Genomic DNA, 22,177 nt, shown 5'->3' with positions numbered 1-22,177 from the left:
CGTCAGGCCATCAACCCAATTGCCACCAGCGTGGCAAAAGTTGCTGCACCTTGGGCTCGGCAAAACGGTCATCAATCAGAAACAGCGTGCCCTGATCGCTCTGGGTACGGATTACCCGCCCGGCAGCCTGCACCACTTTCTGCACGCCGGGGTACAGGTAGGTGTAGTCATAACCGGCGCCAAACAGCGCCGCCATCCGCTGCTTGATCTGTTCATTGACGGGATTGAACTGTGCCAGCCCCAAGGTCGCGACAAAAGCACCGATCAACCGGGCGCCGGGCAAATCGATACCCTCGCCAAAGGCTCCACCCAGCACGGCAAAACCCACCCCCTGACCCGACAGGGTGAACTGATCGAGGAACCCCTGGCGCGCCGCTTCATCCATGCGCCGCCCCTGGGACCACTGGATAACGTGGGGATAGCGCTCTGCAAGCAATTGGGCGACCTGCTGCAGATAGTCGAAGCTGCTGAAAAACGCCAGGTAGTTGCCCGGGCGCTGCTCGAACTGACGGGCGATCAGCTCCACAATCGGTTCCAGCGAAGCCTGGCGATGAACAAACCGGGTCGATATCTGGCTGACAACATGCACGTTCAGTTGCTCTGCCTGGAACGGCGATTCGACATCCATCCACACCGTGTCAGCCGCCAATCCCAGAAGGTTGGCGTAATAGGCCTGCGGGCTCAGGGTCGCCGAAAACAGCACATTGCTCTGTGCACTCGCCAGGCGCGGTCCGATAAAACCTGCGGGCACGATGTTGCGCAGGTTGAGCTGCGACACACGCCGCTTGCCGTCTGCACGCAGGCTGACATCGAACAGAAAGTGCCCGTCGAACAGTTCGGCCACCCGATTGAACTGCAGGGCTTCAAAGTAAAAGCCCTGGAGGTTGCCGCTCAACCCTTGCGGGTGATCGTTCAGGTAGTCGCCGATGGCGGTGATACAGGCCGACAAGGCGGCCAGCCATTTTTCCGGAAGCTTGGGGTACACCTGATAGGCCCCCGCCTGTTCCTTGTGCAGCGCATTCCATTCCCGGTTCAGGCGCTTGAAGGGTTTATCGAGGGCGGCCGGGGCCGAGTGACGAACGCTGTTCAAGGTCTGCTGGTCCAGACTTGCGCTGTACATCTGCCGCGCGCGTTCCACCAGATTGTGGGCTTCGTCTACCAGCGTCGCGACCCGCCACTGATTGGCCTGGGCCAGGCCATACAGCAATGCACTGAAATCGAAGTAATAGTTGTAGTCCGCAACGACCACATCAGCCCAGCGGGCCATTTCCTGGCTCAAGTAGTAAGGGCATACCTCATGGGCCAGCGCGACGCTGCGCAAGGTCTGCTGGTCGAGGGAGGACTGGGCGACCGCCTCCAGGCGCGCAGCGGGCAAGCGATCATAAAACCCCCTGGCCAGAGGGCAGGAATCGCCATTGCAGGCGTTCTCGGGGTATTCGCAGGCCTTGTCCCGTGCGACCAGTTCCAGTACCCGCAACGGTACATTCTGCCCCTTGGGATAGAGCACTTGCGCCGCATCGAGGGCCAGCTTGCGCCCCGGGGTCTTGGCGGTCAGAAACAACAGTTTGTCTAGTTGCTGGCCAGGCATGGCCTTGAGCAGCGGAAACAGGGTGCCTATGGTTTTGCCAATCCCGGTCGGCGCCTGGGCCATCAGGCAGCGCCCGGTACTGGCGGTCTTGTACACCGCCTCGGCCAGTGCCCGTTGCCCGGTGCGAAACTGCTCATGGGGAAAGGCCAGGTTGCGGGCACCCTTGTCCCGGGCCTCTCGATGGGCCATTTCCTGCTCGGCCCAGGCCAGGAACAACCCGCACTGCTGCTCGAAAAATTGCTGCAACTCGGCTGCCGACCAACACTCCTGAAGACGTGTTTCCTTTTCGCTGACAATGTCGAAATACACCAGTGCCAGATTGACCTGCGGCAATTGCAGGCTTTGGCACAACAACCAGCCGTAGACGCGGGCTTGTGCCCAGTGCAGCTGGCGGTGATTGGCCGCTATGGCGGCAAAATCGCCGCGATGGGTTTTCACCTCTTCCAGCACATTGGCCACGGGGTCATAGCCGTCAGCCCGGCCACGTACGGTCAACGCCCCGAACTGCCCCTCAAGGCTCAACTCCGGCTGATACAACGCACTGCGCCGCGAGGCCACCGTTCGGTGACCGGCAATCCCCTGCTGCGCCGTGGGTGAGGGCGTGAAGCGCAAGTCCAGATCGCCGACCTTGGCCGTGAACTCGCACAGGGCACGCACTGCAACGCGATAGCTCACCCCTGGGGCTCCTGCCATTGCACGTAGCACACGGTCACCGGCATCCCGTGCTCCTCGCAAAAGGCCAGCCAGCGCAGCTGGTTATCCTGCAGGCGATCACCGGGGCCTTTGACCTCGATCATGCGGTAGGTATTTTGCGCCACAAAAAACTGGATCAAGTCAGGCATGCCGGTGCGGTTGGCTTTGATATCCAGCAACAGACGCCGAAACCACAGCTTCAAATGCGCGGGGGGCAAGCACCGCAAGGCGTCTTCGAGCAGGTCCTGGCTCAGGTAATTCCAGGCGATAAAGGACGTCTGTATCCCGAACTTGGTCGCATAGGCGGCACGGATGGTGGCCAGGTAACGCCCGTCATCCAGTTGCGCGAGGCAATCCTCAAACAGGTCAGCCCTTTGCTGGTAGAAGTCATCTTCCAGCAAATCCGCCGGGCCACTCTGATACGGGTGAAAAAACGCGCCCGGCAGGGGCGCAAAAATCGCCGGCCAGCACAGCAAACCGAACAGCCCGTTGATCAAGGTGTTTTCCACGTAATGCACGGGAGCCTCAGGGGTCTGCAGATGCGCAACAACACTGAGTTCAACGCACGTGGTGTCGTTCCGTGGCAGGGTCAGATCAAGCCGGTCGGGGGCTTTGGGCCTGACAACCGCAAGCGCCGCCAACCCGAGTTTGCGCCGCAAGCGCGGGATAATGCGCAGCAGGTGCTGGTGTTCCGCGTCGGTCAGGGGGGCCTGCAGTGCGACGTCTGCCAGGCTCAGCGCCTGCTCGTAGTGCCCCTGACGCTCAAGCACGCGAATGCCGCGCTGTCGCGCTTCGGGGTGCTGGCTTTGCTGGTAAACCTGCAGCGCCCGGTTCAAGTCTTCCGTGCGCTCCAGATGCTGACCGATCTGAAACAGCAAACGCCCGCGCCGTCGCTGCAGCCAGCGGTTATCCACTCGATAGTCGAGTACCGGTTGCAGCACCTCGTCCACATCACCACTGACTTCAAATCGTTCGCGACAGGCATACAGGTGTAGATAGCCTTCAATATCGGCGCGGCAACGCAGCGCCCGTGACTCATGGCTGAAATCGACTTTTTCGTAGGTGAACAGCCCCAGGTCAGCCAATACCAGATCTGGCCAGCCCTGGCTGAGATTGCCGAAAAACATGAGCCGCAAACGATCGCACAGCGCCCTGTGGTTCAGGGTGTAAAGGGGGTCGGCCAGGGCCGGATGCCAGTGGGCCAGGCTCTGTTGCTGGGTGAAATCGGCAGACAACTCATCCAGCCACTCTGATTTCCTGGCCTTGGGCCGGGCAATATGTGCACTGAAGCGCGCCAGGATTTCCGGCTTTTGCAACACGTCAAACACCTCGACCAGGGCCAGAGGGGCCTGATCGTCCAGCCATCCCTCAGCCACCAGGGGCACTGCTGCCAGTGAAACTTCGCCGATTTCCGGATAGTTGAGCTTGCTGGCCCTGAAGTGAGCCCCCTTGCGCATCACCATGCGTACCCACAACGCTTGGGAGGGGCCGGGCAGCAGGGCAAAACCTGCGATAAAGCGCTGCTCCTCGACACTTAACAGATCGTCATAACGGGCGGCGATCCAGTCGAGCACATGCTGGAAGTTCTTCAGGTAATAAAACGGATCTTCGAGGGGATTGGAAATCACGGGCGCAACGGACCACTGGCTTTAGGTACTGGATATGCGTACAGATATCAGTTTGCCCAGTACTCTGGCAAATCCTATTGGATGAGTGGTGTGCAAGACGGGGCTCGTCAGAGAGGCTGGCGAGCCGTTGAACCTGGAGTGAAACGGCCTCTTAATCCGCAGAGACTGTATGCCCGGGTTTATTGCCGGGGTCATGGGCCCACAAGAGGGAAATCAGGGAATCGCAGTCCCTGAAGTCGATTTCTTGCATGTGATACAGCGCCTGCAAAGACGCAAGGGGAAGCCCGCTTATGGATTCAAGCCAGGTGACATCAACCTGTGACAGCGTGTTCTTGTCCCTCAATACCTGACGAAATTCGTGGATGAGATGCTTTTTTTCCGGGTAGTAATTGTGCAGGAAGTGTTCAAGGCCGCGGGCCTGATTCACAAAGGGCGAACACATCAGGCACCCCAACTGCTCTTCGCTGACACCGTGCAGTTCGCTCAGGTACTGAGTGGCTGCACCATGCAACTGATCCAGTTTTTCCGGCGTATCGAACACCGCCTCCAACTGCTTTATCAATTGGCCCTTGAATCGGTCATTGCACCTGTTTTCTATCGACGCGCGGCGCAAGTAAGCATCTGCTCCAACACTGTAATCCACACCCTGGCGGTAAGCCCCCCGCAAGCCGTGCACATGGGCAGCCACCAAAACCACAGCCGCTTGAGGCTCCTCGATATCCAGGTTTTTTACACGCCAGGGCCCCTCCACAAACATCAGCACCGGGGAGTGTAAAACGTCCATTTCCTGACACAGGCAATCAAAGACATTGATCACATTTATGTCACCGGGAACTTCGCCAGCGCAGGGGTCATTGCAGGGCGCCGCTGGCAGGCGCAATAACTGCCTGTAGTCGTCATCCAGCTTGCAGCACAGTTTGACCGCGCTGTCGAAACCCTGACGGTGCTGGTCAAAGGGGGCATGCCCCTGCAGCTGTGCAACCTGCTGAATCCACGTCACGTATTGCCCAAGGTGGGTGGGCGGGCGCCGGTCGATCAACGCATCCACCCTGCCCCCCCAATCGCAGGCTCGCCGATACAGCCTGGCCCGGCCCAACAGGTCGGCATAAAAAAATGTCGCCCGGGTATCGCCCTGGGTCAGGTGGCCCGACATCAATACCTGTGTTCGATTCATGTCCGAGGGCTGGCTCTCAAACGCAGCCTGCTTATGCAGCCTGGTAGCGCCCTGTTCATCCACCAACAGCAACTCCACGCGGCTGTCGTCATACATAAACAACTCGCTGCATTGGGCCTGAATGCGCGCCATCACATTGACCGTCATCCGCGGCTGGCGCAGTACCGCAATACGCAACATGAACGTGTCTGGCGAGCGCCCCGCAATACTGAGCTGCGCGGCGCGCAAAAAAGCCAGTGTGTAGGCGCACTCCTTGCCCCCCTCATGAACAACCATTACCCGGTAACGCCCAATGCGCTCCACGCCCCCTGCCGCCACTAACAAACGTTGAATCAACAGTTGCAACGCGATGCGCTCGGAGCGGCTGAAAAAACCCAGGAGTCGGTGCAGCACTTGTTGATAGACAGAGCTCATGGCTTGCTCATGAAAGTTATCCATGGGTAATTCCTCCAGATCGAGACACACATTATCGGCAGCTCAATTTGACGCGCCCACACTTACCTCAACTCTTCAGTCCATCACAGACCGGGCGTACGTACGCACAGGAATGGCCCTACAGAAACAAGTTCAAACGAATACACAACGTAATATTTACAATGCTTATGGATAGATTTGAGGGCGTTATCTCGCTCACACCATTGCGGGTGACAAGCCCAGAAAGGTTTCTACGGGCGAAAAAAAACGCCCCGGGACGTGATGTCCAGGGGCGTTTTTATACGCGGCTACCCGCGCGGCATCAGGCAGTCGTCAGCTGCAGCGCGACTCGTCCGCGGCACGGGCAATCGTCCATGTAGCGATGGGCTTCAACAAAGTGTTCAAAAGGGAACACCTTGATCTCCAGCGGAGTCAGGACCCCGTCAGCGGTCAACTGGTTGATGTCCCGCAGGGCGCGCTTCATGGCCTCCTCGTCCTGGGCAATGCCCAGTTCCGGCTTGCCGGTGAAGTTGCCGATGCAATGCACAAAAAACTTGATGTTCTTCTGAAAGCACGCGCACCCCGGGAACCCCGTTTGATTGCCGCCTTGCAGGCCGTACAGCACCAGGCTGCCACGGGGCGCCAGAACGTCGCCCAGCACGGACATTTGCGGGCCGCCAAGGCCATCGAGCACCACGTCCACGCCTTTGTTGTCCGTGATCTTGTTGACCTGCATCAGCAGGTCCTGCTCTTCGGTGACAATCACCTTGTCGGCACCCAGGCTCAGCAGGCACTCGCGTTCTGCGGCATCCTTGGTCGCGGCAATGACCTTCAGGCCAAGGGCTTTGCCCAACTGCACAAACGATGGCCCCGCACAGTGGCTGGCATCGGTAATCAACACGGTTTGCCCCGGTTTGACCTGCGCCAGGTCCACATAGGCAAAGTAGGCAATCAACAACGGTGTGTAATGCACGCTGGCTTCAACCGCAGACAACACGTCCGGGTAACGGGTCAGCGTTGAGCGCGGCATCAGAATCAGCTCGCCATACGTTGGATAGTCGTTGGCACTCTGGCCCGGGAAGCTGGCAACCTTGTCACCGATCGCCAGGTCATCCACACCGTCGCCGACGGCGGTGACAATGCCCGCCATTTCATGACCGATACCCGCAGGCAAGCGGGCGTGGCTAGGGGCCAGGTTTTGCCGCCACAGCACGTCATACCAACTGATGCCAATCGCCTGGACACGGACCTGCACTTCGCCAGGCGCAGGCGCGGCGACGTCGTGCTCTTCGCACTTGAGCACCTCGGCCGGGCCAAACTTGTGAAAACGGATCGTGCGCGACATTACAAACCTCGCCTAATTAATCGCTAATACCACGGGACTTTATCCGGGCTTTGTGCGCAAGACTAACAGACAGCATTAATAGTCGACATGCCTGACATTGATCCGCAGACAGATTCAAAATGGATACAAGCCCTGCAAGCCCAGCAAAACCGCCGTAAATCCCCAAGAAAACACCCGTCCATCCGCCAGGAACAAAATCTACGGAGTGACGAAAAAACAATTTTGCCAGTAAGATCCGTTACCTCACTACCTGTTGAACCCCTGCGAAGCCTGCCTCATGAACCGTAACGACTTGCGTCGCGTCGATCTGAATTTGCTGATCGTCTTTGAAACCTTGATGCATGAACGCAGTGTGACCCGCGCAGCCGAGAAACTTTTTCTGGGCCAGCCGGCCATCAGCGCGGCCCTTTCACGCCTGCGCAACTTGTTCGATGACCCGCTGTTCGTGCGTACCGGTCGCAGCATGGAGCCCACCGCCCGGGCGATCGAGATCTTCGCCTTGCTGTCCCCGGCCCTGGACTCGATTTCCACGGCGGTGAGCAGAGCTTCAGAGTTCAACCCGGCAACCAGCACCTCGGTGTTTCGCATCGGCTTGTCGGACGATGTCGAGTTTGCCCTGCTGCCCCTGTTGCTCAAGCGTTTGCGCGCAGAAGCACCGGGCATCGTCTTGGTGGTACGGCGCGTCAACTACATCCTGATGCCGCCCCTGCTGGCCTCTGGCGAAATATCAGTGGGTGTCAGCTACACCAGCGACCTGCCGGCCAACGCCAAGCGCAAGGTATTGCGACGCAGCCGCCCCAAACTGCTTCGGGCCGACACCATGCCCGGTGCACTGAGCCTGGACGACTTCTGTGAGCGACCCCATGCCCTGGTGTCATTCGCCGGAGACTTGAGCGGATTTATCGATACCGAACTGGAAAAAATGGGCCGCAAGCGCCACGTGGTCCTGGCCGTGCCCCAGTTCAATGGCCTGAGCACCCTGCTGGCGGGCACCGACATCATCGCCACCGTCCCCGACTACACCGCCGAAGCCCTGACGGCAGCAGGCGGCGTGCGGGCCGAAGACCCGCCACTGGACGTGCAAAGCTTTGAACTTCACATGGCCTGGCGCGGCGCCCAGGACAACGACCCTGGCGAGCGCTGGTTGCGGTCACGGATACAGATGTTTTTTGGGGATCCGGACAGTCTTTGACAGATCCCTCTGGAACCGCTCTGGAATGCCTGCTTCAGAGGGTTTCAAAGGCTCTTTTTGATCCGCTGCCATCCGTCGAATTCTGCTGGATTCCCCCACTCCGGGGGCATATTTGGGGGCACGTCTGCCACTTAAAAAACGGCGTGCCCCCAAAAATGAACGTTGCCTAAAGCTACTTCTTGTCTACGGCGTCTTTGACCTTGCCAACCACTTGCTGGGCTTCACCTTTCTTTTCCTGGATCTTCCCTTCGACCTGCAGTTTCTCACTTCCTGTAGCCTTGCCCACACCTTGCTTCACATTACCGATTGCTTCGTTGGCCAGGCCTTTGATTTTGTCTGAAGTGCCACTCATGGAGTTTCTCCCGGTTAGAAATAGGTGTCCTGTCTGGACATAAAAATTGACTGGCGGTCGTGGGTGGGAGTTCCACTTTTATGAAGACCGCCCGTCACGTTCTCGGCAATGGTTTCAAACCAGCTCGCCACATCCAGAATTCAGGGGCTTGCCCCATTTATGGAAGACCGTTTTGCACGCTTGGCGATAACGTTCCAAGTGAGCGCAAATTAGACTTGAGGGAGTTAAGTCCATGCCGTGATCGAGGATTAGAGCGTGCAAGAAATTTTAAGCATCAACTGGCTGCTTTGGCTGTCGACCATGGCCCCGCTGACCCTGAGTGCAGGTCCTGGCAACTTGATGGTTGCAACCTCCGGTGCACAGAGCGGTGTACGGCGTTCAGTCCGGTTTATCGCAGGCCTGGACATCACGTACTTCCTGCTGGCGATGCTGGTCGGGCTAGGCCTTTACCACACGCTGATGAACAACCCGAGGCTGGTCTGGGTACTGCAGGTGCTGGGCAGCCTTTATATTCTGTGGCTTGGGGTGCGGCTGCTGGGTCGCCCGCTGAAGGCACCCGGCGACAACCCCATACACTTGCAGTTTCGAGATGGCATCGTCGTGCAGTTGGGCAATGTGCAAGGAATCGTGATGTTGCTGGTGATGTTTTCCACCTTCACGCCTTCTGGTGAGACAAGCAGCAGCGTCGTGTTGATCTTGAGCGCGGCCCTGATTTCGCTGAATTTCTGCTCGCACGTCATCTGGGTATCGATGGGGTCGACCGTGCAGAAACTGATCCAGGCGCGGCCCAGGCTGCTGGTGTTCCAGAACGTGGTGTTTGGGCTGATGCTGATCGCGGTAGCGTTCTGGATTTTCCTGCGCACGGTGTCGTTTTAAGCCGTCTCCATGCCCCCGCGGCCAGAGGTTGCTACTGCATGACGGCCGTTTTGCTGTGCAATAGCTCAATCAGATAATCCACCACTTGATCGACGCGGCCTATGCCTTGCGTAGCCTGATTGCGCAGAAGCCAGATTTCGGAGCTGTGCAGGGGGCGATCGGCCAGGACCTGGCGCAGGCCTGACTGGCGTGCAACATAGGTCGGCAGCACGGCAATGCCAAGACCCGCTTCCACAGCCTTGAGCTGGGCAGTGAGGTTGGGTGCGCGCATCCAGAGCGTCTGGTCGCGGCTCAGCTCCTTGAGCCATTGCGCGAGCGGCATATAGGCCATGTCCTCAGTCCAGCCAATCAAGTGATGGTGTTTCAAGTCTTCAGGCGTTTCGGGCAGCCTGTTGGCAGCGGCATAACCTTCAGAACAAAAAAGACCCTGCATCAGGGTCCCGACCCGGCGCATGGTGAAGTTGCCGTTTTCAGGTCTGCGCAATCGGACAATGATGTCGCTGTGGCTTTGCGTGAGTTTTGAAGACACCGCCGTGTTGACGAAGTCGAAGCTGATACCGGGGTATTGATCCCGAAAATCCGCCAGCCCGGGAATGATCAGGTGCGTGCCCATCAGCTCCGGGCAATCGATACGCACCTGCCCAGCCATCCGATTGCCAGGCTGCGACATCTGTCGCTCAATGAGCTTGAAACGCTCCTGCGTCTCTAGCGCCAGTGGAAGCAGTGCCCTGCCAGCTTGCGTCAGGAAGTAGCCGTTGGTCTTTTTCAAGAACAACACGGTACTGAGCGAATCTTCAAGTGCGGCGATCTTGCGCGACACCGTCGATGCCGAAACATTGAGCGAGTGTGCTGCCTCGGTCACGTTGTTCGACTTGGCGACGAAGATAAAGACTTTCAGATCATCCCAGTTCACGCTGACGAAGTACTCAACAATGGAAAATCGATCCCCACATGTTTCTGTGCGGAAGAATGTGAGGTCACGTTAATTTTTTGTAAACCCGCCTGTCATTAAGCGCAACGCTGCTCAAGTGTGGGAGCGGGCTTGCGCGCGATGGTTTTCAGAGCGCCGCATTGACTCAGTCAATACGCGTCATCGTTAACGACCATCGCGAGCAAGCCCGCTCCCACAGAGGCATAAATCGCTTATGTGAACAACATTGCTGTCATTAAGCGGGATTTTTTATGGCTTTGCCAGACTGCCCTTGAAGAGTCAGCCCATGGGTTTGTGGCAATGCTTAAACATTAAGGCGCGCTAAACACCGGCTCACCCAGGTTCAACATCAGTCGATTGGCCCAGGCGAAAATCGAGATCGCGTGGATCAGGTCCAACACCTGTGCGTCGTCCAGCCCTTGGTCGCGAAGCGTTTGGATGTGACGGGCGCTGAGCGACGATGGCTCCAGGGTCAGGTCAATGGCGAATTGCACAATCGCCTTTTCCCTGTCTGTCGTACCCGCCGTTGCAGGGTCGGCAAACACCTCGCTGATCACGTCGTTGCGCTTGGCCAGTTGCTCGAACCGCTGGGCATGCACCGAGGCGCAGTACACGCATCGATTGACCCGCGACACGACGGTGCTCGCCAGTTCACGTTCGGCACGGGACAAACCGCCCGGTGCATACATGATGGCGTTGAATGCCTGGGAACGCTGGCGAAGGACCTCGGGGTGATGGGCCAGTGTCAGGTAGTAGTCCGATGTCAGGGCCTGGGGATGGCTCTCTTGCAACACGGCCACTTGCTCGTCCGTGGCGCTGCTCAAGTCGACAGTGGGTAGCCAGGCTTTCCAGCCCAGTGTTTCGTTGGTGAATCCGTGGCTGCGAATAAGGTCGCTCATGTGGCGGCTCCCGCTGACAGTAACGCGTCGAGCCCGGCGGCCAGACGTACCTGATAGGACATGAAGGCAATCAGTTGCGCCAGCACGACGATTTCGGCAGTGCCCAGGCCTTCCTGTTGAAGCGCTTGCAAGGCCGCCTGATCACCGTGAACCGGAGACTCGATCAAGGTTTGGGTGAAGCGCAAAATCCCCCGCAGGCGCGCATCGCCGAGTGCTTCAATAGCCCCCGAATCGATGGCCGCCTGCACGGTGTTATCCGCGCCCAGCACGTGCAACTGCTCAAGGTAGTGTGCGGTCAACGTCCCGTGGGGTGTCAGGCGCGCGGCGTAGTAAGCCACCCACAGGCGCTCGGTCAATGACAGGTTGTTTTCAAGTGCCGGATCAAAAAACACATCGTGGCTGCCCTGTGTCGCCGAGGCGACCTTGCTCCGGGCATGGCGTACGGCGTGCAGATGAGTTCCGGGCTGGATGTGCAGCAGGCTGTCGAGCAAATCTGCAGCGGGTTCAACGGTTGAGGTCATGACACGTCCTTCAAGGCTATGGGGCGAGCGTTGCGCACAGAGCCCTTGAGGCTCTGGCGCAAAACGGTTCAAGGTTGTTCGGTCACCATGGTCGCCGCCGTGCGGTCGCTGACCAGCGGCTCGACTTTCAAGCCTTTGCGGGCCGCCCAGATGTTCTGGTAGTGGAACAGCGGGATGATGCCGACGTCGTCACTGACCACCTGGACCGAGTCCTGAAGGATCTTGCGGCGCTTTCCTTCATCAAACTCGGCGGTCGAATCCAGCAGCGCCTTGTCCACCCGCGCATTGCTGTAGTGACCCCAGTTGGAGGCGCCCTGTCCTTTGTTGCTGTCTACCGCGGTCAGGATGTTGGTCAGTGCATACGCCGCTTCGCCCGTGCCATTACCCCAGGCAATCACACTGATCGCCAGTTCATTCTTGTTGGCTTTACCGGCATACACGGCCCACGGCAATACTTCGAGCTGGACCTTGACCCCGATCCGCGACCAGAACTGTGCCACCGCCTGCATCGTTTCCGGTGCCTGCGGATAGCGATCACCCGGAACATGGACGGTTAATTGAAAGCCTTGAGGGAAGCCTGCCTGCGCCAACAGTTCCTTGGCCTGTGCGGGATCGTATGGAATGTTCTTCACGTCCGGGTTGTAGCCGAAGGTGTTGGCGGGCATCCATTGGTTGGCCTCGGTGACGGTGCCCTGCATGATCCGGTCATTGATGGCCTGGCGGTTGATAGCCAGTGACAGCGCCTTGCGCACCCGCACATCACGCAACGGGTTTTCAGCCAGCGGCTGGCCTGCGTTGTCACGAATGAACGGGTTGGGGCCTTCGCGAAAGCTGGGCTGGATGATCAGCGCACGCAAGCCCGGATAGGCATAGACACTGACGCTCGGTGTTTTGCGCAGGCGCTCGACATCCGTCGGCGAAACCTTGTCAATCACATCCACGTCACCAGCCAGCAATGCTGCCGTGCGGTTGGCGGCGTTGGCGATGAAGCGGTAATCGACCTTGTCCCAGGTCGGTCTGGCGCCCCAGTACGCGTCGTTGCGCTCGAAAATCGTCCGGTCACCCGGCACGTAGGAGACGAAGCGGTAAGGCCCAACGCCCACCATCGCCTTGCCCGAGTTGTAATCGGCGCTGCTTGCAGTGGCACCAGCGTGACGGCTGACGATATAGATCGAGTCCACGTCCGGCAGCAGATTCGCGTTCGGCGTGCGGGTCGTGATGATCAACGTGTGAGCGTCTTTTGCCGAGACCGATGCCACCGTGCGTGTCGCCCCGGCATACGACGCCACGCTGCCTGGAACACTGCGGGCGCGCTCGAACGAGAACACGAAATCATCGGCGGTCAGAGGTGTACCGTCCTGCCATTTCACATCGTCGCGCAAGACGAATTCCCAGGTGGTGTCATCAATGACTTTCCAGCTCTTGGCCAAACCCGGCAGGGTTTTGTCGTCGCGGCGACTGACCAGCGACTCGAAGGCATGCAGCGCCACCGACCGGTCACCGGCGTAATTATTCAATTGCGGATCGAGGGACGACACAGGGTCGGCGTAACCGATACGCAGGGACTGGGCGCCAGCAGTACCGGCCGCCAGGATAAGCGCCGAGGCTAACAATGAACGAACAAGTGGCTTCATGGGTATTTCCTTGCACGCAATGGCAATGAGCATGACGAGCGTCTTGGCGCTCGTTCAAAAGTGGTCGTTGAGGTGACACGCGCTCAGGTGGTTCGGCGAAACCTCCCTGAGTGCTGGAGCTTCGCTGAGGCAGCGCGCGGTGGCGTGCGGGCAGCGAGGATGGAAATGACACCCGGCGGGCGGGTTCAGCGGGCTGGGGATTTCCCCTTTGATCGCGTCATAACGGGTACTGCGGACATCAAAACGGGGAATCTGCGCCAACAGGGCCTGGGTGTAGGGATGGTTGGCACGGGCAAACAGATCATCCACCGAAGCGCTCTCGACCACTCGCCCCAGGTACATCACTACGACGCGGTCGCACAGGTGCTCAACGACGCCCAGGTCGTGGCTGATGAACAGATAGGTCAGGCCCAGCTCGTCGCGCAGGTCCATGAACAGATTGAGAATCTGTGCCTGGATCGACACATCCAACGCCGCCACTGACTCGTCGCACACCAGCAGTTGCGGCTGTACCGCCAGTGCTCGGGCAATGCCGATACGCTGGCGCTGGCCGCCACTGAACTGATGGGGATAGCGCTGGCGCAGTTGCGGGCTGAGCCCGGCCCGTTGCAGTTGCGCACTGACGTAATCGTCGAAACCCTGCTTGTCGGTCAAGCCGTGCAGCAACGCGCCCTCGCCGACGATCCGGTCCACCCGCAGACGCGGATTGAGGCTCGATGACGGGTCCTGAAAGATCATCTGCACCTTCATGCGAACGGCCTGGCGCTCATCGGCCGTCAGGTTGTCCAGGGATTTCCCGTCCACCAATGCGGTACCTGATGACACCGGCAGCAACCCCGCCACCATGCGCCCCAGGGTTGATTTGCCACAGCCGGATTCACCCACCAGGCCCACCACTTCCGAGCGGTTGATGCGCAGGTCAACGCGATCGACTGCATGGGTGACGGGTCTGGGGCGAGTCAGGTGCAAACGTTGCAACAGGTGTTGAACTGAATGCTCGGCCACGGGCGTACCAAATGTCTTGCTGACCTGCTTGAGTTCTATCAGGGGGACGTGATCACTGCGCATGGCCAGCTCCAGGGTGAAAACAACGAACGGTCTGGCCCGGTACGATCTCGCGAGGTTCCGGTTCCTGTGCACAGGCCGCGGACGCCCGCGTACAGCGCTCGGCGAAGGCACATCCAGGCGGCATCGAGAACAGGTCCGGCGCCATGCCGGGAATCTGCCGCAGCCGCTGGCCACGCTTGTTACGGCTGGGCAGACTGTCGATCAATCCTTGGGTGTAAGGGTGTTGTGGACGATCAAGCACGTCGGCGACCGGTCCCTGTTCGACGATACGACCGGCGTACATCACGGCCACGTCATCGGCCAGCCCGGCCACCACCGACAGGTCATGGGTGATCCAGATCAGCGACGTGCCCTGCTCGCGCACCAGCTTTTGCATTTCACTGAGGATCTGCGCCTGGATGGTCACGTCCAGCGCCGTGGTCGGCTCATCCGCGATGATCAGGTCAGGCGAATGCAGCAGCGCGATGGCGATCGCCACCCGCTGGCGCATGCCACCGGACAACTGGTGGGGATACGCCCGCAGGCGTTCTTCAGGACTGGCGATGCCCATCAGCGCCAGCGTGCGGCTGGCGTGCTCCCGGGCGTCGCGCTTGCTCAGTGGGCGATGGGCACGCACCGCTTCGATCATTTGCGTGTCGACCCGCAGCACCGGATTGAGGGTCATCATCGGGTCCTGGAAAATCATCGCGATCCGGTTGCCTTGCAACGCGCGCAGTTCGGACACCGAGAGTTGTGTGAGGTCGCGCCCCTTGAACAACACCTGGCCGCCACTGATGCGGCCAGGCTCATCCACCAGCCCGAGAATGGAAAAACCGGTCACTGATTTGCCGGATCCCGACTCACCCACCAGCCCCAGAATTCGACCTGGCTGCACGTGCAACGACAAGTCGCGCACCGCTGGAAGCACCCCGGCCCGGGTATAAAACGAGGTGCAGAGACCACGCACATCCAGGGTTGGCTGCTCCAATGCCAGCGACGACAACGACATTTCAGGCAGGCTCATCGCTGCAACCTCGGGTTCAGGACATCACGCAACCGGTCGCCGACCAGATTGATGGCGACGATGGTGATCAACAGCGCCAACCCCGGAAACAGGCTGATCCAGTATTCGTTGCTGAGCATGTACTGGAAGCCGTTGGCGATCAGCAAGCCCAGGGAAGGCTCCGTGACAGGCACACCCAGGCCCAGAAACGATAACGTCGCTTCCAGGGTGATCGCCCGGGCGATCTGCAATGCGCCGATGACAATCAGCGGCGGCAGGCAATTGGGCAGGATATGCCCGGTGACGATGCGCCACGGACCAATACCCTGGCCCCGCGCGGCGTCGACGTATTCGCGCCGACTTTCGGTCAACGCCTGGCCGCGTGCAGTGCGGGCGTAATAGGCCCACTCCAGCAGGATCAACGTGAGCATCACATTGCCGACCCCCTTGCCCAGCCACGCAAGGATCATCAGCGCCATGAGAATCACCGGGAACGACAGCAACAGGTCCACCAGGCGCATCAGCAACACGTCTACCCAGCCCCCGACATACGCCGACACCAGGCCCAGCAGCGTGCCGATAAACGCCGCGATCAACGCCGACCCGATACCGACCCACAAACTGATGCGCAGGCCATACATGATTGCCGAGACCAGGTCGCGACCTTGACCATCGGTGCCAAGCCAATAGGTGTAGCCACTGTCCATGTTGGTGCTTCCCGGTGCCAGGCGCGCATCCAGCACGTTGAGCTGCATCAGGTCGTAGGGATTTTGCACCACGATCCACGGGGCTAGAATCGCCACCAGGACAATCGCCACCAACACCACAAGCCCCGCGACTGCCGTTGGCGAATTCATGTACTCGACGGCCACTCGACGCCAGGGCGACTGGGCCTGCAATGGCATGCGGGTCGGTAACGCTTTTTCAACGGCACTCATCGGGAGGCCTCGATCCGCACGCGGGGGTCAAGCAGGTAATACAAACCGTCGACAATCAGGTTGAGCACGACAAAGATCACCACGACCACCATCAGATAGGCCACCACCACCGGACGATCCAGGGCGTTGATGCTGTCCAGAATCAGTTTCCCTGCGCCGGGCCAGGAGAAGATGCTTTCGGTGACCACCGCGAAGGCAATGGTCGATCCCAATTCCATGGCCAGCACCGTCACCAGGGGAATCATGGTGTTGCGCATGACGTGCATGAACATCACCCGCATCGGCGAAAGGCCCTTCGCCCGGGCAAACTTGACGAACTCTTGTGGCAGCACTTCCCGAACGCCCGCACGGGTCAGGCGCAACACCAGGGAGATCTTGAACAACGCCAGGTTCAGTGCGGGCAGAATCAGGTGCTGCAGGCCGTCCAGGGTCAGCCACGACCACTGCACCCCCAGCCACTCGCGGGTTTCGCCACGGCCGCTGGCGGGCAGCCATCCCAGCTTGATTGAGAACAGCATGATCATCATCAACGCCACCCAGAAAGCCGGGAGCGAAAAACCGATGATGCTGCAGGCCATCATCAACCGCGACAACGGATGATCCGGATAGGTACCGGCAAAAATCCCCAGGGGCACGCCAATCACAACCGCCAGGAACAACGCACTGAAGGCCAGTTCGAGGGTGGCTGGCAGCCGTTGCAAAATCAGGCGCATGGCGTCTTCGTGATAGACAAAACTCTGCCCGAGGTTGCCGTGGACTGCGCCCTTGAGAAAGATCAGGTATTGCTCCCACAGCGGCTTGTCCAGCCCCAGGTGTGCGATGGCTTGCACCCGTTCGGCCTGATTGAGGTCTTCCCCCACCAGGATGTCCATGGGATTGCCAATGGCATTCAGGCCGATAAACACCACGAGGGTCATCAACAGAATCACCAGCAACGACTGAGTCACTCGTCGCAGCGCCCAGCCGATCATCGCCGCAACTCTTCAGCGGTGGGCTGGCTGGCCACCCACTCATCGCCAAACAGTTCGGGGTCGGCAAACCGTTGCATGGTGTCGAAATGCAGTGAGATGTCTTCGTTGAACAGTTGGCCGACCAAGGCCTGGGCCAAACGTTTTGAGCCTTCACTGATGGCCGGGATATCCCCGGAAACTGCGCCGTAGTTGAGGGCTGCGGGATAGCTGAAGCAATGGATATGGTTCAGCCCCGGGCAACTGCCGGGTATTTTTTCCTGGAATTCGAAACGGCTGCCCAAATCCGGCAGCTCGGACAATTCGGCATCCCGCTCACTGGCCGGGGCCTCGAAGCGGTCCCGCCAGGTGCGAATGTGCGAAGAGAACGGCGCAAATTCCGGGCGCTGTTCAAAGTCGGTGCGAAAACCGGTGGCGAATACCACAAAATCGGCTTCGATCCGGGCATCAGGCGTGTTCAACCACAGGCCGCCCCGAGGATTTTTCTCCACCGAGACGACGGGACTGTTCAGCAGGAACCGCGCCCTTCCCGAGCCGGAAACCCTGAGCGTACTGGCGCGGGGCGGAGGTACTTGCTGAGTATTGAGGTAGTTGCGAATACGCCATTTCCAGGCATCCGGCAGACGCCAATAGCCATGAACCATTCCCGGATGACTGGCGCCCTTGCCTTTGTTGATACGCGGCAGTTCGGCACGCCGGATCAGCAGGTCAACCCCTGTGGCGCCCGCTTCCAGCGCGGTTGCTGCACTGTCCATCGCAGAGGCCCCGCCCCCGATGACTGCCACACGCTTGCCTTCGAACCAGTCGTCCTGCAAACCATCCGCTGAATGCGCCCACAGATGATCCGGTAGCTGGTGGGCGAGTTCAGGCACCCAAGGGCCGCCCAAGCCGTCACGTCCGGTGGCCAGCACGACATGCCGCGCCAACAGATGCACGGTTTGTACAGGGGTTTCGATGGCCAGCTCAACCAGTGCATCTGCCCTTGGCGCAACCCGGGTGACCCGGTGTTCGTTGCGCACATCCAGCGCAAGCACTTTGCGATACCAGCGCAGGTAGTCGGCCCACTGCAGTCGCGGAATTTTGTCCAGCCCGGCCCAGCCCTCTGCACCGAATTGCGCTTCGAACCAGGCACGGAAGGTCAGCGCGGGCAAGCCGAGCGCGGGTCCGGTCAGGTGCTTGGGAGAGCGCAAGGTCTGCATACGGGCGGTGGTTGCCCACGGCCCTTCAAAACCTGCCACTGACTGATCGAAAATCACTGCATCAACACCGAGATGCCTTAACTCGGCAGCAAGGGCCAGGCCCGCCATACCGCCGCCGATGATCGCCACATCGAGCACCGGGGCACCTTCGTTGAGGCGTGGTTTGACCCACTGACTGGCGGGAAGATCGAGCCAGGCCAGATCCTGGCGCAAGCGTGCTTCGAGGGCCGCAAGGCCTGACAGTGAATTTTCTTCGGACATTGATCGCTACTCGATGACGATCGAGAGCACATCACTCGACCCTTGATCCAAACACTTGAAATCCTCAACAGCAGACCAATTTGAATTCTTGATGCCGTTGAATGCTTAAAGTGAATACTAAAAGGGACTGTTTATTCTCGCAACGCGCAAAAAAACATATTGATATTCTTATTTGGAATTAAAAAGAATCGGAATGTGCTTTCCCATCTGCGTAGACACTAGGCACTGATCCTTCGTCGAGCCACGCGCACAGCCGATTAGCATGGTTTGTCTCTTGGAAGACTTTTATCTTCAGCGTCCTGGAGAACGATGGGCAACTGCGTCAGGTGCGTACGCTTGTCTTCAAGGAACTCGACTTTATCCAGACCCTCTATGAAGCTACAGACTCGCCACCAACTCCTTGTTGTAGTCGATGACGAGTAGAACGAGGCTGCGATCGAGCGCGAAGCGGTCGCAAGACCGGAACACGCGGTTTGCCTGATTAACCGTGCAAGCTGACTTTACGACTGCTTCGCAGCCGGACGCAGCCTCGCACGGCTCGTCAGCGACTACAGATTCGCCACCCACCCGCGTGTAGTAGCTGACGAGTAGAACGAGGCTACGTTCGAGCGCGAAGCGGTCGCAAGACCGGAACACGCGGTTTGCCTGATTAACCGTGCAAGCTGACTTTACGACTGCTTCGCAGCCGGACGCAGCCTCGCACGGCTCGTCAGCGACTACAGATTCGCCACCATCTCCGTGTTGTAGTCGCTGACGAGTAGTACGAGGCTGCGATCGAGCGCGAAGCGGTCGCAAAACCGGTACACGCGGTACGCCAGATTAACCGAGGAAGCCGACTTTACGACTGCTTCGCAGCCGGACGCAGCCTCGCACGACTCGTCAGCGACTACAGATTCGCCACCCACCCGCGTGTAGTCGCTGACGAGTAGAACGAGGCTGCGATCGAGCGCGAAGCGGTCGCAAAACCGGTACACGCGGTACGCCAGATTAACCGAGGAAGCCGACTTTACGACTGCTTCGCAGCCGGACGCAGCCTCGCACGACTCGTCAGCGACTACAGATTCGCCACCCACCCGCGTGTAGTCGCTGACGAGTAGAACGAGGCTGCGATCGAGCGCGAAGCGGTCGCAAGACCGGTACATGCGGTGTGCCTGATTAATCGTGGAAGCCGACCTTACGACTGCTGCGCAGCCGGACGCAGCCTCGCACGGCTCGTCAGCTGCTACGAATTTCGCAACTCATGCCACTGCGTAGCAGTTGACGAGTAGAACGAGGCTACGTTCGAGCGCGAAGCGGTCGCAAGACCGGTACACGCGGTGTACCTGATAAACCGAGGAAATGGACTTTACGACTGCTTCGCAGCCGGACGCAGCCTCGCACGGCTCGTCAGCGACTACATTCGCCACCCACTTCATTGAAACGCCAGGGGATCATGAAGGGTGTTTCAAGCACTGTTTTCGAAACCCCTTTCCGCGGACCGCTTGCGTTCTGAACGCCCCCTGCGTGGCGCATCCCGTCACTCGGCATAGATACTTTGCAACAGCGCGTCATGGACACTGGCTTCGTGCATGACCATGTGCGGCAGCAACACTTTTGCCGATGTGGCGATCTCATCGATCAGCACTCGCGTCACGTCGGACAACGGGCTGGCCAAGGCTGAAATCAAACCGAAAAAGAACGGGACGTTGCAGGCAATCGGGCGCACTACCACGCCTTCCAGTGGCACCCCCATGGCGGTAAAGGGATCGACCAGCGCAATGCCCAACCCGACTCTGGCCATCTGCATGGCCACCAGTGAGGTATTGGTGTCGAGCATATGGGGCATCGGCCCGCCTGCATCATGGAATGCCTTGTCCACCCGCCGACGAAAACGATACGGATTGGCCATGGTGATCAGCGTCTGCTGTGCCAGCAATTCCATCGGCAGTTCTGCGTACGAAGCCAGTGCGCTGGTGGCTGGCAGCACGGCGACGCACGGCGCCTCGCCGATCCAGTGAATGTCCAGGCCGCGATGTTCCAGCGGCAGGCTGACAGCGCCCAGGTCCATGGTTTTGGACAGCACCGCCTGCACCACATTCTCCGGTGACATGCTCTGCAACTGGATCTGCTGCGGACGCAGGTTCTCAGGCAGACGTGCCAGGGCCGCCGGCAACAAGCCTGCAGCCAGCGCGGAAATCGCGACCAGTTTGATTTGATGATTTTCATCCCGAACGATGTGTTCCGCGCGCAGCCGGATGTTGCGAACCCCTAGCAGGGCGCTTTCGACTTCGGCGTACATCATGAACGCTTTGTGGGTGGGCGTGACCTTTGGCCCGCTGCGCTCGAACAGCGCAAACCCCAGCTCCTGCTCCAGTTCTTGAATGGCCCTGGTCACCGAGGGTTGGGAGCGGCCGAGCATCTTTCCTGCGGCAGTGACACTGCCCGCCGACATCACAGCAGCAAACGCTTCGAGCTGACGCAGATCCATAAACACGCCTTAATCAACACAGAGACTGGCAGGAGCCGGAACACAAGACTCCCTGCCCAGAAGCGAGAAAGTCTACACACAGTTCACCCATTAATCGCGTCAGCAGTCCACTGTGCCTGCTCTGTGGATGACGACTCCCTGCTTGCAGTCATCCGTTACGACCAGCAGGGAACGCCCGCCCTGTCCCAGAATGCTTCGGCCGACTTGCTCAGGGTTGCTTTGGGCCGGGTCAGATGAATGTCCAGAGGGATGTCCCAGCTTTCATCCAGAGCCCTGACCAGGCGCCCATCCAGAATTTCTTGCTCGGTGAGGCTCTTGGGCAACCACGCCACGCCTTTGCTTTCCATGGTCATGGACATGAGTACCGCGGCCAGGTGGCTGCTGAACAGGGGTTTGAGGTGAAGATAATCTTCCTTGCCTCGCAGCCTGTGGGCGACGATACGCCCCAGTCCAGACTCGTGGGTGTACGCCAGGTAGGGCAATGCTGCCGGGGAAGTACCGAAGTTGGCGAATGCACTCGCAAGCGGAACAAGAACGTCCTCCCCCACTTTCTTGCTGATGAACTGATCAGGTGCCAGCAAAGGCGGAACGTCAGGATGGCGATGGCAGAGCAAGAACTGAACCTGGCCATGTATCAGCATCTGTTCACAGACAGCCATGCTATCGGAATGCAGCTGCACAGCCTCAATGGGGGCACCGTTTTCTGAGCTTCGAAGCCACCTGGGAAAGAATGTAAATGACAGGGAGTGGGTGGCCGCAAATTGCAGCGACCTGGCGGCCATTCCTGCGACCTCTTGAGCTTCGTTACGCATCCGGTACAAATTTCTGGCCGCTTCCTGAGCGCTCGGCAAGATTTGCCTTCCTGCCTCGGTCAGCGTTGCGCCCTGGGGGGTGCGCACAAACAACTCTACCCCCATCCAGGTCTCCATTGAGCGAACCCTGCGGCTGAAGGCCGGTTGAGTGACATGGCGCGCTTCAGCGGCACGAACAAAGCTGCCGTACTCCGCAAGCGCTGAAAGATCTTCGAGCCAGACGAGTTCCAAGGGG

The 22,177-nt window shown here is 59.3% G+C and carries 19 protein-coding genes; 2 read left to right on the top strand and 17 right to left on the bottom strand.

What is annotated here, in order from left to right; genetic code table 11:
• Positions 1-10: 10 nt before the first annotated feature.
• The 4 genes from AACY07_RS09720 to AACY07_RS09705 form a co-directional block, all read right to left on the bottom strand.
• Positions 11-2,263, bottom strand: a complete 2,253-nt coding sequence (locus tag AACY07_RS09720; protein ID WP_339474591.1) for an ATP-dependent DNA helicase — start codon at positions 2,261-2,263, stop codon at positions 11-13.
• A complete protein-coding gene (locus tag AACY07_RS09715; protein WP_339474590.1) occupies positions 2,260-3,909 on the bottom strand; it encodes a VRR-NUC domain-containing protein in 1,650 nt (549 codons plus the stop codon). The genes AACY07_RS09720 and AACY07_RS09715 overlap by 4 nt, the downstream gene beginning before the upstream one ends.
• Before the next feature lie 151 nt (positions 3,910-4,060).
• Positions 4,061-5,521, bottom strand: coding sequence for a hypothetical protein (locus tag AACY07_RS09710; protein WP_339474589.1), 1,461 nt, complete (start codon positions 5,519-5,521; stop codon positions 4,061-4,063).
• A 298-nt stretch (positions 5,522-5,819) separates the two neighbouring features.
• Positions 5,820-6,842 carry a zinc-dependent alcohol dehydrogenase family protein gene (locus AACY07_RS09705; protein ID WP_133076793.1) on the bottom strand — a complete coding sequence of 341 codons (1,023 nt, stop codon included), beginning with the start codon at positions 6,840-6,842 and terminating at the stop codon, positions 5,820-5,822.
• A gap of 277 nt (positions 6,843-7,119) precedes the next feature.
• Here AACY07_RS09705 and AACY07_RS09700 point away from each other — a divergent pair, with 277 nt between their 5' ends.
• A complete protein-coding gene (locus AACY07_RS09700) occupies positions 7,120-8,034 on the top strand; it encodes a LysR substrate-binding domain-containing protein (protein WP_133076794.1) in 915 nt (304 codons plus the stop codon).
• Between the two features lie 172 nt (positions 8,035-8,206).
• Here the strand turns inward: AACY07_RS09700 and AACY07_RS09695 are convergent, their stop codons facing one another.
• Entirely contained in the window at positions 8,207-8,386 is a 180-nt protein-coding gene (locus tag AACY07_RS09695) for a CsbD family protein (protein ID WP_133076795.1), read from the bottom strand.
• A 255-nt stretch (positions 8,387-8,641) separates the two neighbouring features.
• On the opposite strand from AACY07_RS09695, the gene AACY07_RS09690 reads away from it, so the two are divergent.
• On the top strand, positions 8,642-9,262 hold the full coding sequence (locus AACY07_RS09690; protein ID WP_219262334.1) for a LysE family translocator: 621 nt from the start codon (positions 8,642-8,644) through the stop codon (positions 9,260-9,262).
• A gap of 31 nt (positions 9,263-9,293) precedes the next feature.
• On the opposite strand, the gene AACY07_RS09685 is transcribed toward AACY07_RS09690, so the two are convergent.
• From AACY07_RS09685 to AACY07_RS09630, 12 genes are all read right to left on the bottom strand, one after another.
• Positions 9,294-10,175 (bottom strand): LysR family transcriptional regulator, encoded by an 882-nt coding sequence (locus AACY07_RS09685; RefSeq protein ID WP_339474586.1) that lies wholly within the window; start codon positions 10,173-10,175, stop codon positions 9,294-9,296.
• Between the two features lie 329 nt (positions 10,176-10,504).
• A complete protein-coding gene (locus tag AACY07_RS09680) occupies positions 10,505-11,092 on the bottom strand; it encodes a peroxidase-related enzyme (protein WP_339474584.1) in 588 nt (195 codons plus the stop codon).
• On the bottom strand, positions 11,089-11,613 hold the full coding sequence (locus tag AACY07_RS09675) for a CMD domain-containing protein (protein ID WP_339474583.1): 525 nt from the start codon (positions 11,611-11,613) through the stop codon (positions 11,089-11,091). The genes AACY07_RS09680 and AACY07_RS09675 overlap by 4 nt, the downstream gene beginning before the upstream one ends.
• 68 nt (positions 11,614-11,681) lie before the next feature.
• Positions 11,682-13,247 carry an ABC transporter substrate-binding protein gene (locus AACY07_RS09670; RefSeq protein WP_339474582.1) on the bottom strand — a complete coding sequence of 522 codons (1,566 nt, stop codon included), beginning with the start codon at positions 13,245-13,247 and terminating at the stop codon, positions 11,682-11,684.
• 54 nt (positions 13,248-13,301) lie between these two features.
• Positions 13,302-14,315 carry an ABC transporter ATP-binding protein gene (locus tag AACY07_RS09665; RefSeq protein WP_339474580.1) on the bottom strand — a complete coding sequence of 338 codons (1,014 nt, stop codon included), beginning with the start codon at positions 14,313-14,315 and terminating at the stop codon, positions 13,302-13,304.
• Positions 14,305-15,318 (bottom strand): oligopeptide/dipeptide ABC transporter ATP-binding protein, encoded by a 1,014-nt coding sequence (locus AACY07_RS09660; protein WP_133076802.1) that lies wholly within the window; start codon positions 15,316-15,318, stop codon positions 14,305-14,307. Before AACY07_RS09660 ends, AACY07_RS09665 begins: the two co-directional genes overlap by 11 nt.
• Positions 15,315-16,235 carry an ABC transporter permease gene (locus AACY07_RS09655; RefSeq protein ID WP_339474579.1) on the bottom strand — a complete coding sequence of 307 codons (921 nt, stop codon included), beginning with the start codon at positions 16,233-16,235 and terminating at the stop codon, positions 15,315-15,317. Before AACY07_RS09655 ends, AACY07_RS09660 begins: the two co-directional genes overlap by 4 nt.
• On the bottom strand, positions 16,232-17,206 hold the full coding sequence (locus AACY07_RS09650) for an ABC transporter permease (RefSeq protein ID WP_338647292.1): 975 nt from the start codon (positions 17,204-17,206) through the stop codon (positions 16,232-16,234). Before AACY07_RS09650 ends, AACY07_RS09655 begins: the two co-directional genes overlap by 4 nt.
• Positions 17,203-18,663, bottom strand: coding sequence for an NAD(P)/FAD-dependent oxidoreductase (locus AACY07_RS09645; RefSeq protein ID WP_339474578.1), 1,461 nt, complete (start codon positions 18,661-18,663; stop codon positions 17,203-17,205). Before AACY07_RS09645 ends, AACY07_RS09650 begins: the two co-directional genes overlap by 4 nt.
• A 716-nt stretch (positions 18,664-19,379) precedes the next feature.
• Positions 19,380-19,805 (bottom strand): hypothetical protein, encoded by a 426-nt coding sequence (locus AACY07_RS09640; RefSeq protein ID WP_339474576.1) that lies wholly within the window; start codon positions 19,803-19,805, stop codon positions 19,380-19,382.
• Positions 19,806-20,179: 374 nt separating this feature from the next.
• The gene (locus AACY07_RS09635; RefSeq protein WP_133076806.1) at positions 20,180-21,130 is read right to left on the bottom strand and encodes a LysR family transcriptional regulator; all 951 of its coding nucleotides are present in this window, start codon (positions 21,128-21,130) and stop codon (positions 20,180-20,182) included.
• 155 nt (positions 21,131-21,285) lie between these two features.
• Positions 21,286-22,173, bottom strand: coding sequence for a LysR family transcriptional regulator (locus tag AACY07_RS09630; RefSeq protein ID WP_338647286.1), 888 nt, complete (start codon positions 22,171-22,173; stop codon positions 21,286-21,288).
• Positions 22,174-22,177 lie beyond the last annotated feature (4 nt).

Source organism: Pseudomonas sp. RL_5y_Pfl2_69, from assembly GCF_963970465.1.
In the GTDB taxonomy this organism is placed as follows: domain Bacteria; phylum Pseudomonadota; class Gammaproteobacteria; order Pseudomonadales; family Pseudomonadaceae; genus Aquipseudomonas.
Note: the sequence above shows the minus strand (reverse complement) of the source record. Positions and strands in the feature narration are given on the sequence as shown.

Coding starts and splice junctions, on each gene's coding strand:
- AACY07_RS09710 (WP_339474589.1), bottom strand. CDS start 5,521: ATGGATAACTTTCATGAGCAAGCCATGAGCTCTGTCTATCAACAAGTG.
- AACY07_RS09705 (WP_133076793.1), bottom strand. CDS start 6,842: ATGTCGCGCACGATCCGTTTTCACAAGTTTGGCCCGGCCGAGGTGCTC.
- AACY07_RS09700 (WP_133076794.1), top strand. CDS start 7,120: ATGAACCGTAACGACTTGCGTCGCGTCGATCTGAATTTGCTGATCGTC.
- AACY07_RS09695 (WP_133076795.1), bottom strand. CDS start 8,386: ATGAGTGGCACTTCAGACAAAATCAAAGGCCTGGCCAACGAAGCAATC.
- AACY07_RS09680 (WP_339474584.1), bottom strand. CDS start 11,092: ATGAGCGACCTTATTCGCAGCCACGGATTCACCAACGAAACACTGGGC.
- AACY07_RS09675 (WP_339474583.1), bottom strand. CDS start 11,613: ATGACCTCAACCGTTGAACCCGCTGCAGATTTGCTCGACAGCCTGCTG.
- AACY07_RS09670 (WP_339474582.1), bottom strand. CDS start 13,247: ATGAAGCCACTTGTTCGTTCATTGTTAGCCTCGGCGCTTATCCTGGCG.
- AACY07_RS09665 (WP_339474580.1), bottom strand. CDS start 14,315: ATGCGCAGTGATCACGTCCCCCTGATAGAACTCAAGCAGGTCAGCAAG.
- AACY07_RS09660 (WP_133076802.1), bottom strand. CDS start 15,318: ATGAGCCTGCCTGAAATGTCGTTGTCGTCGCTGGCATTGGAGCAGCCA.
- AACY07_RS09655 (WP_339474579.1), bottom strand. CDS start 16,235: ATGAGTGCCGTTGAAAAAGCGTTACCGACCCGCATGCCATTGCAGGCC.
- AACY07_RS09650 (WP_338647292.1), bottom strand. CDS start 17,206: ATGATCGGCTGGGCGCTGCGACGAGTGACTCAGTCGTTGCTGGTGATT.
- AACY07_RS09645 (WP_339474578.1), bottom strand. CDS start 18,663: ATGTCCGAAGAAAATTCACTGTCAGGCCTTGCGGCCCTCGAAGCACGC.
- AACY07_RS09640 (WP_339474576.1), bottom strand. CDS start 19,805: ATGTACCGGTCTTGCGACCGCTTCGCGCTCGATCGCAGCCTCGTTCTA.
- AACY07_RS09635 (WP_133076806.1), bottom strand. CDS start 21,130: ATGGATCTGCGTCAGCTCGAAGCGTTTGCTGCTGTGATGTCGGCGGGC.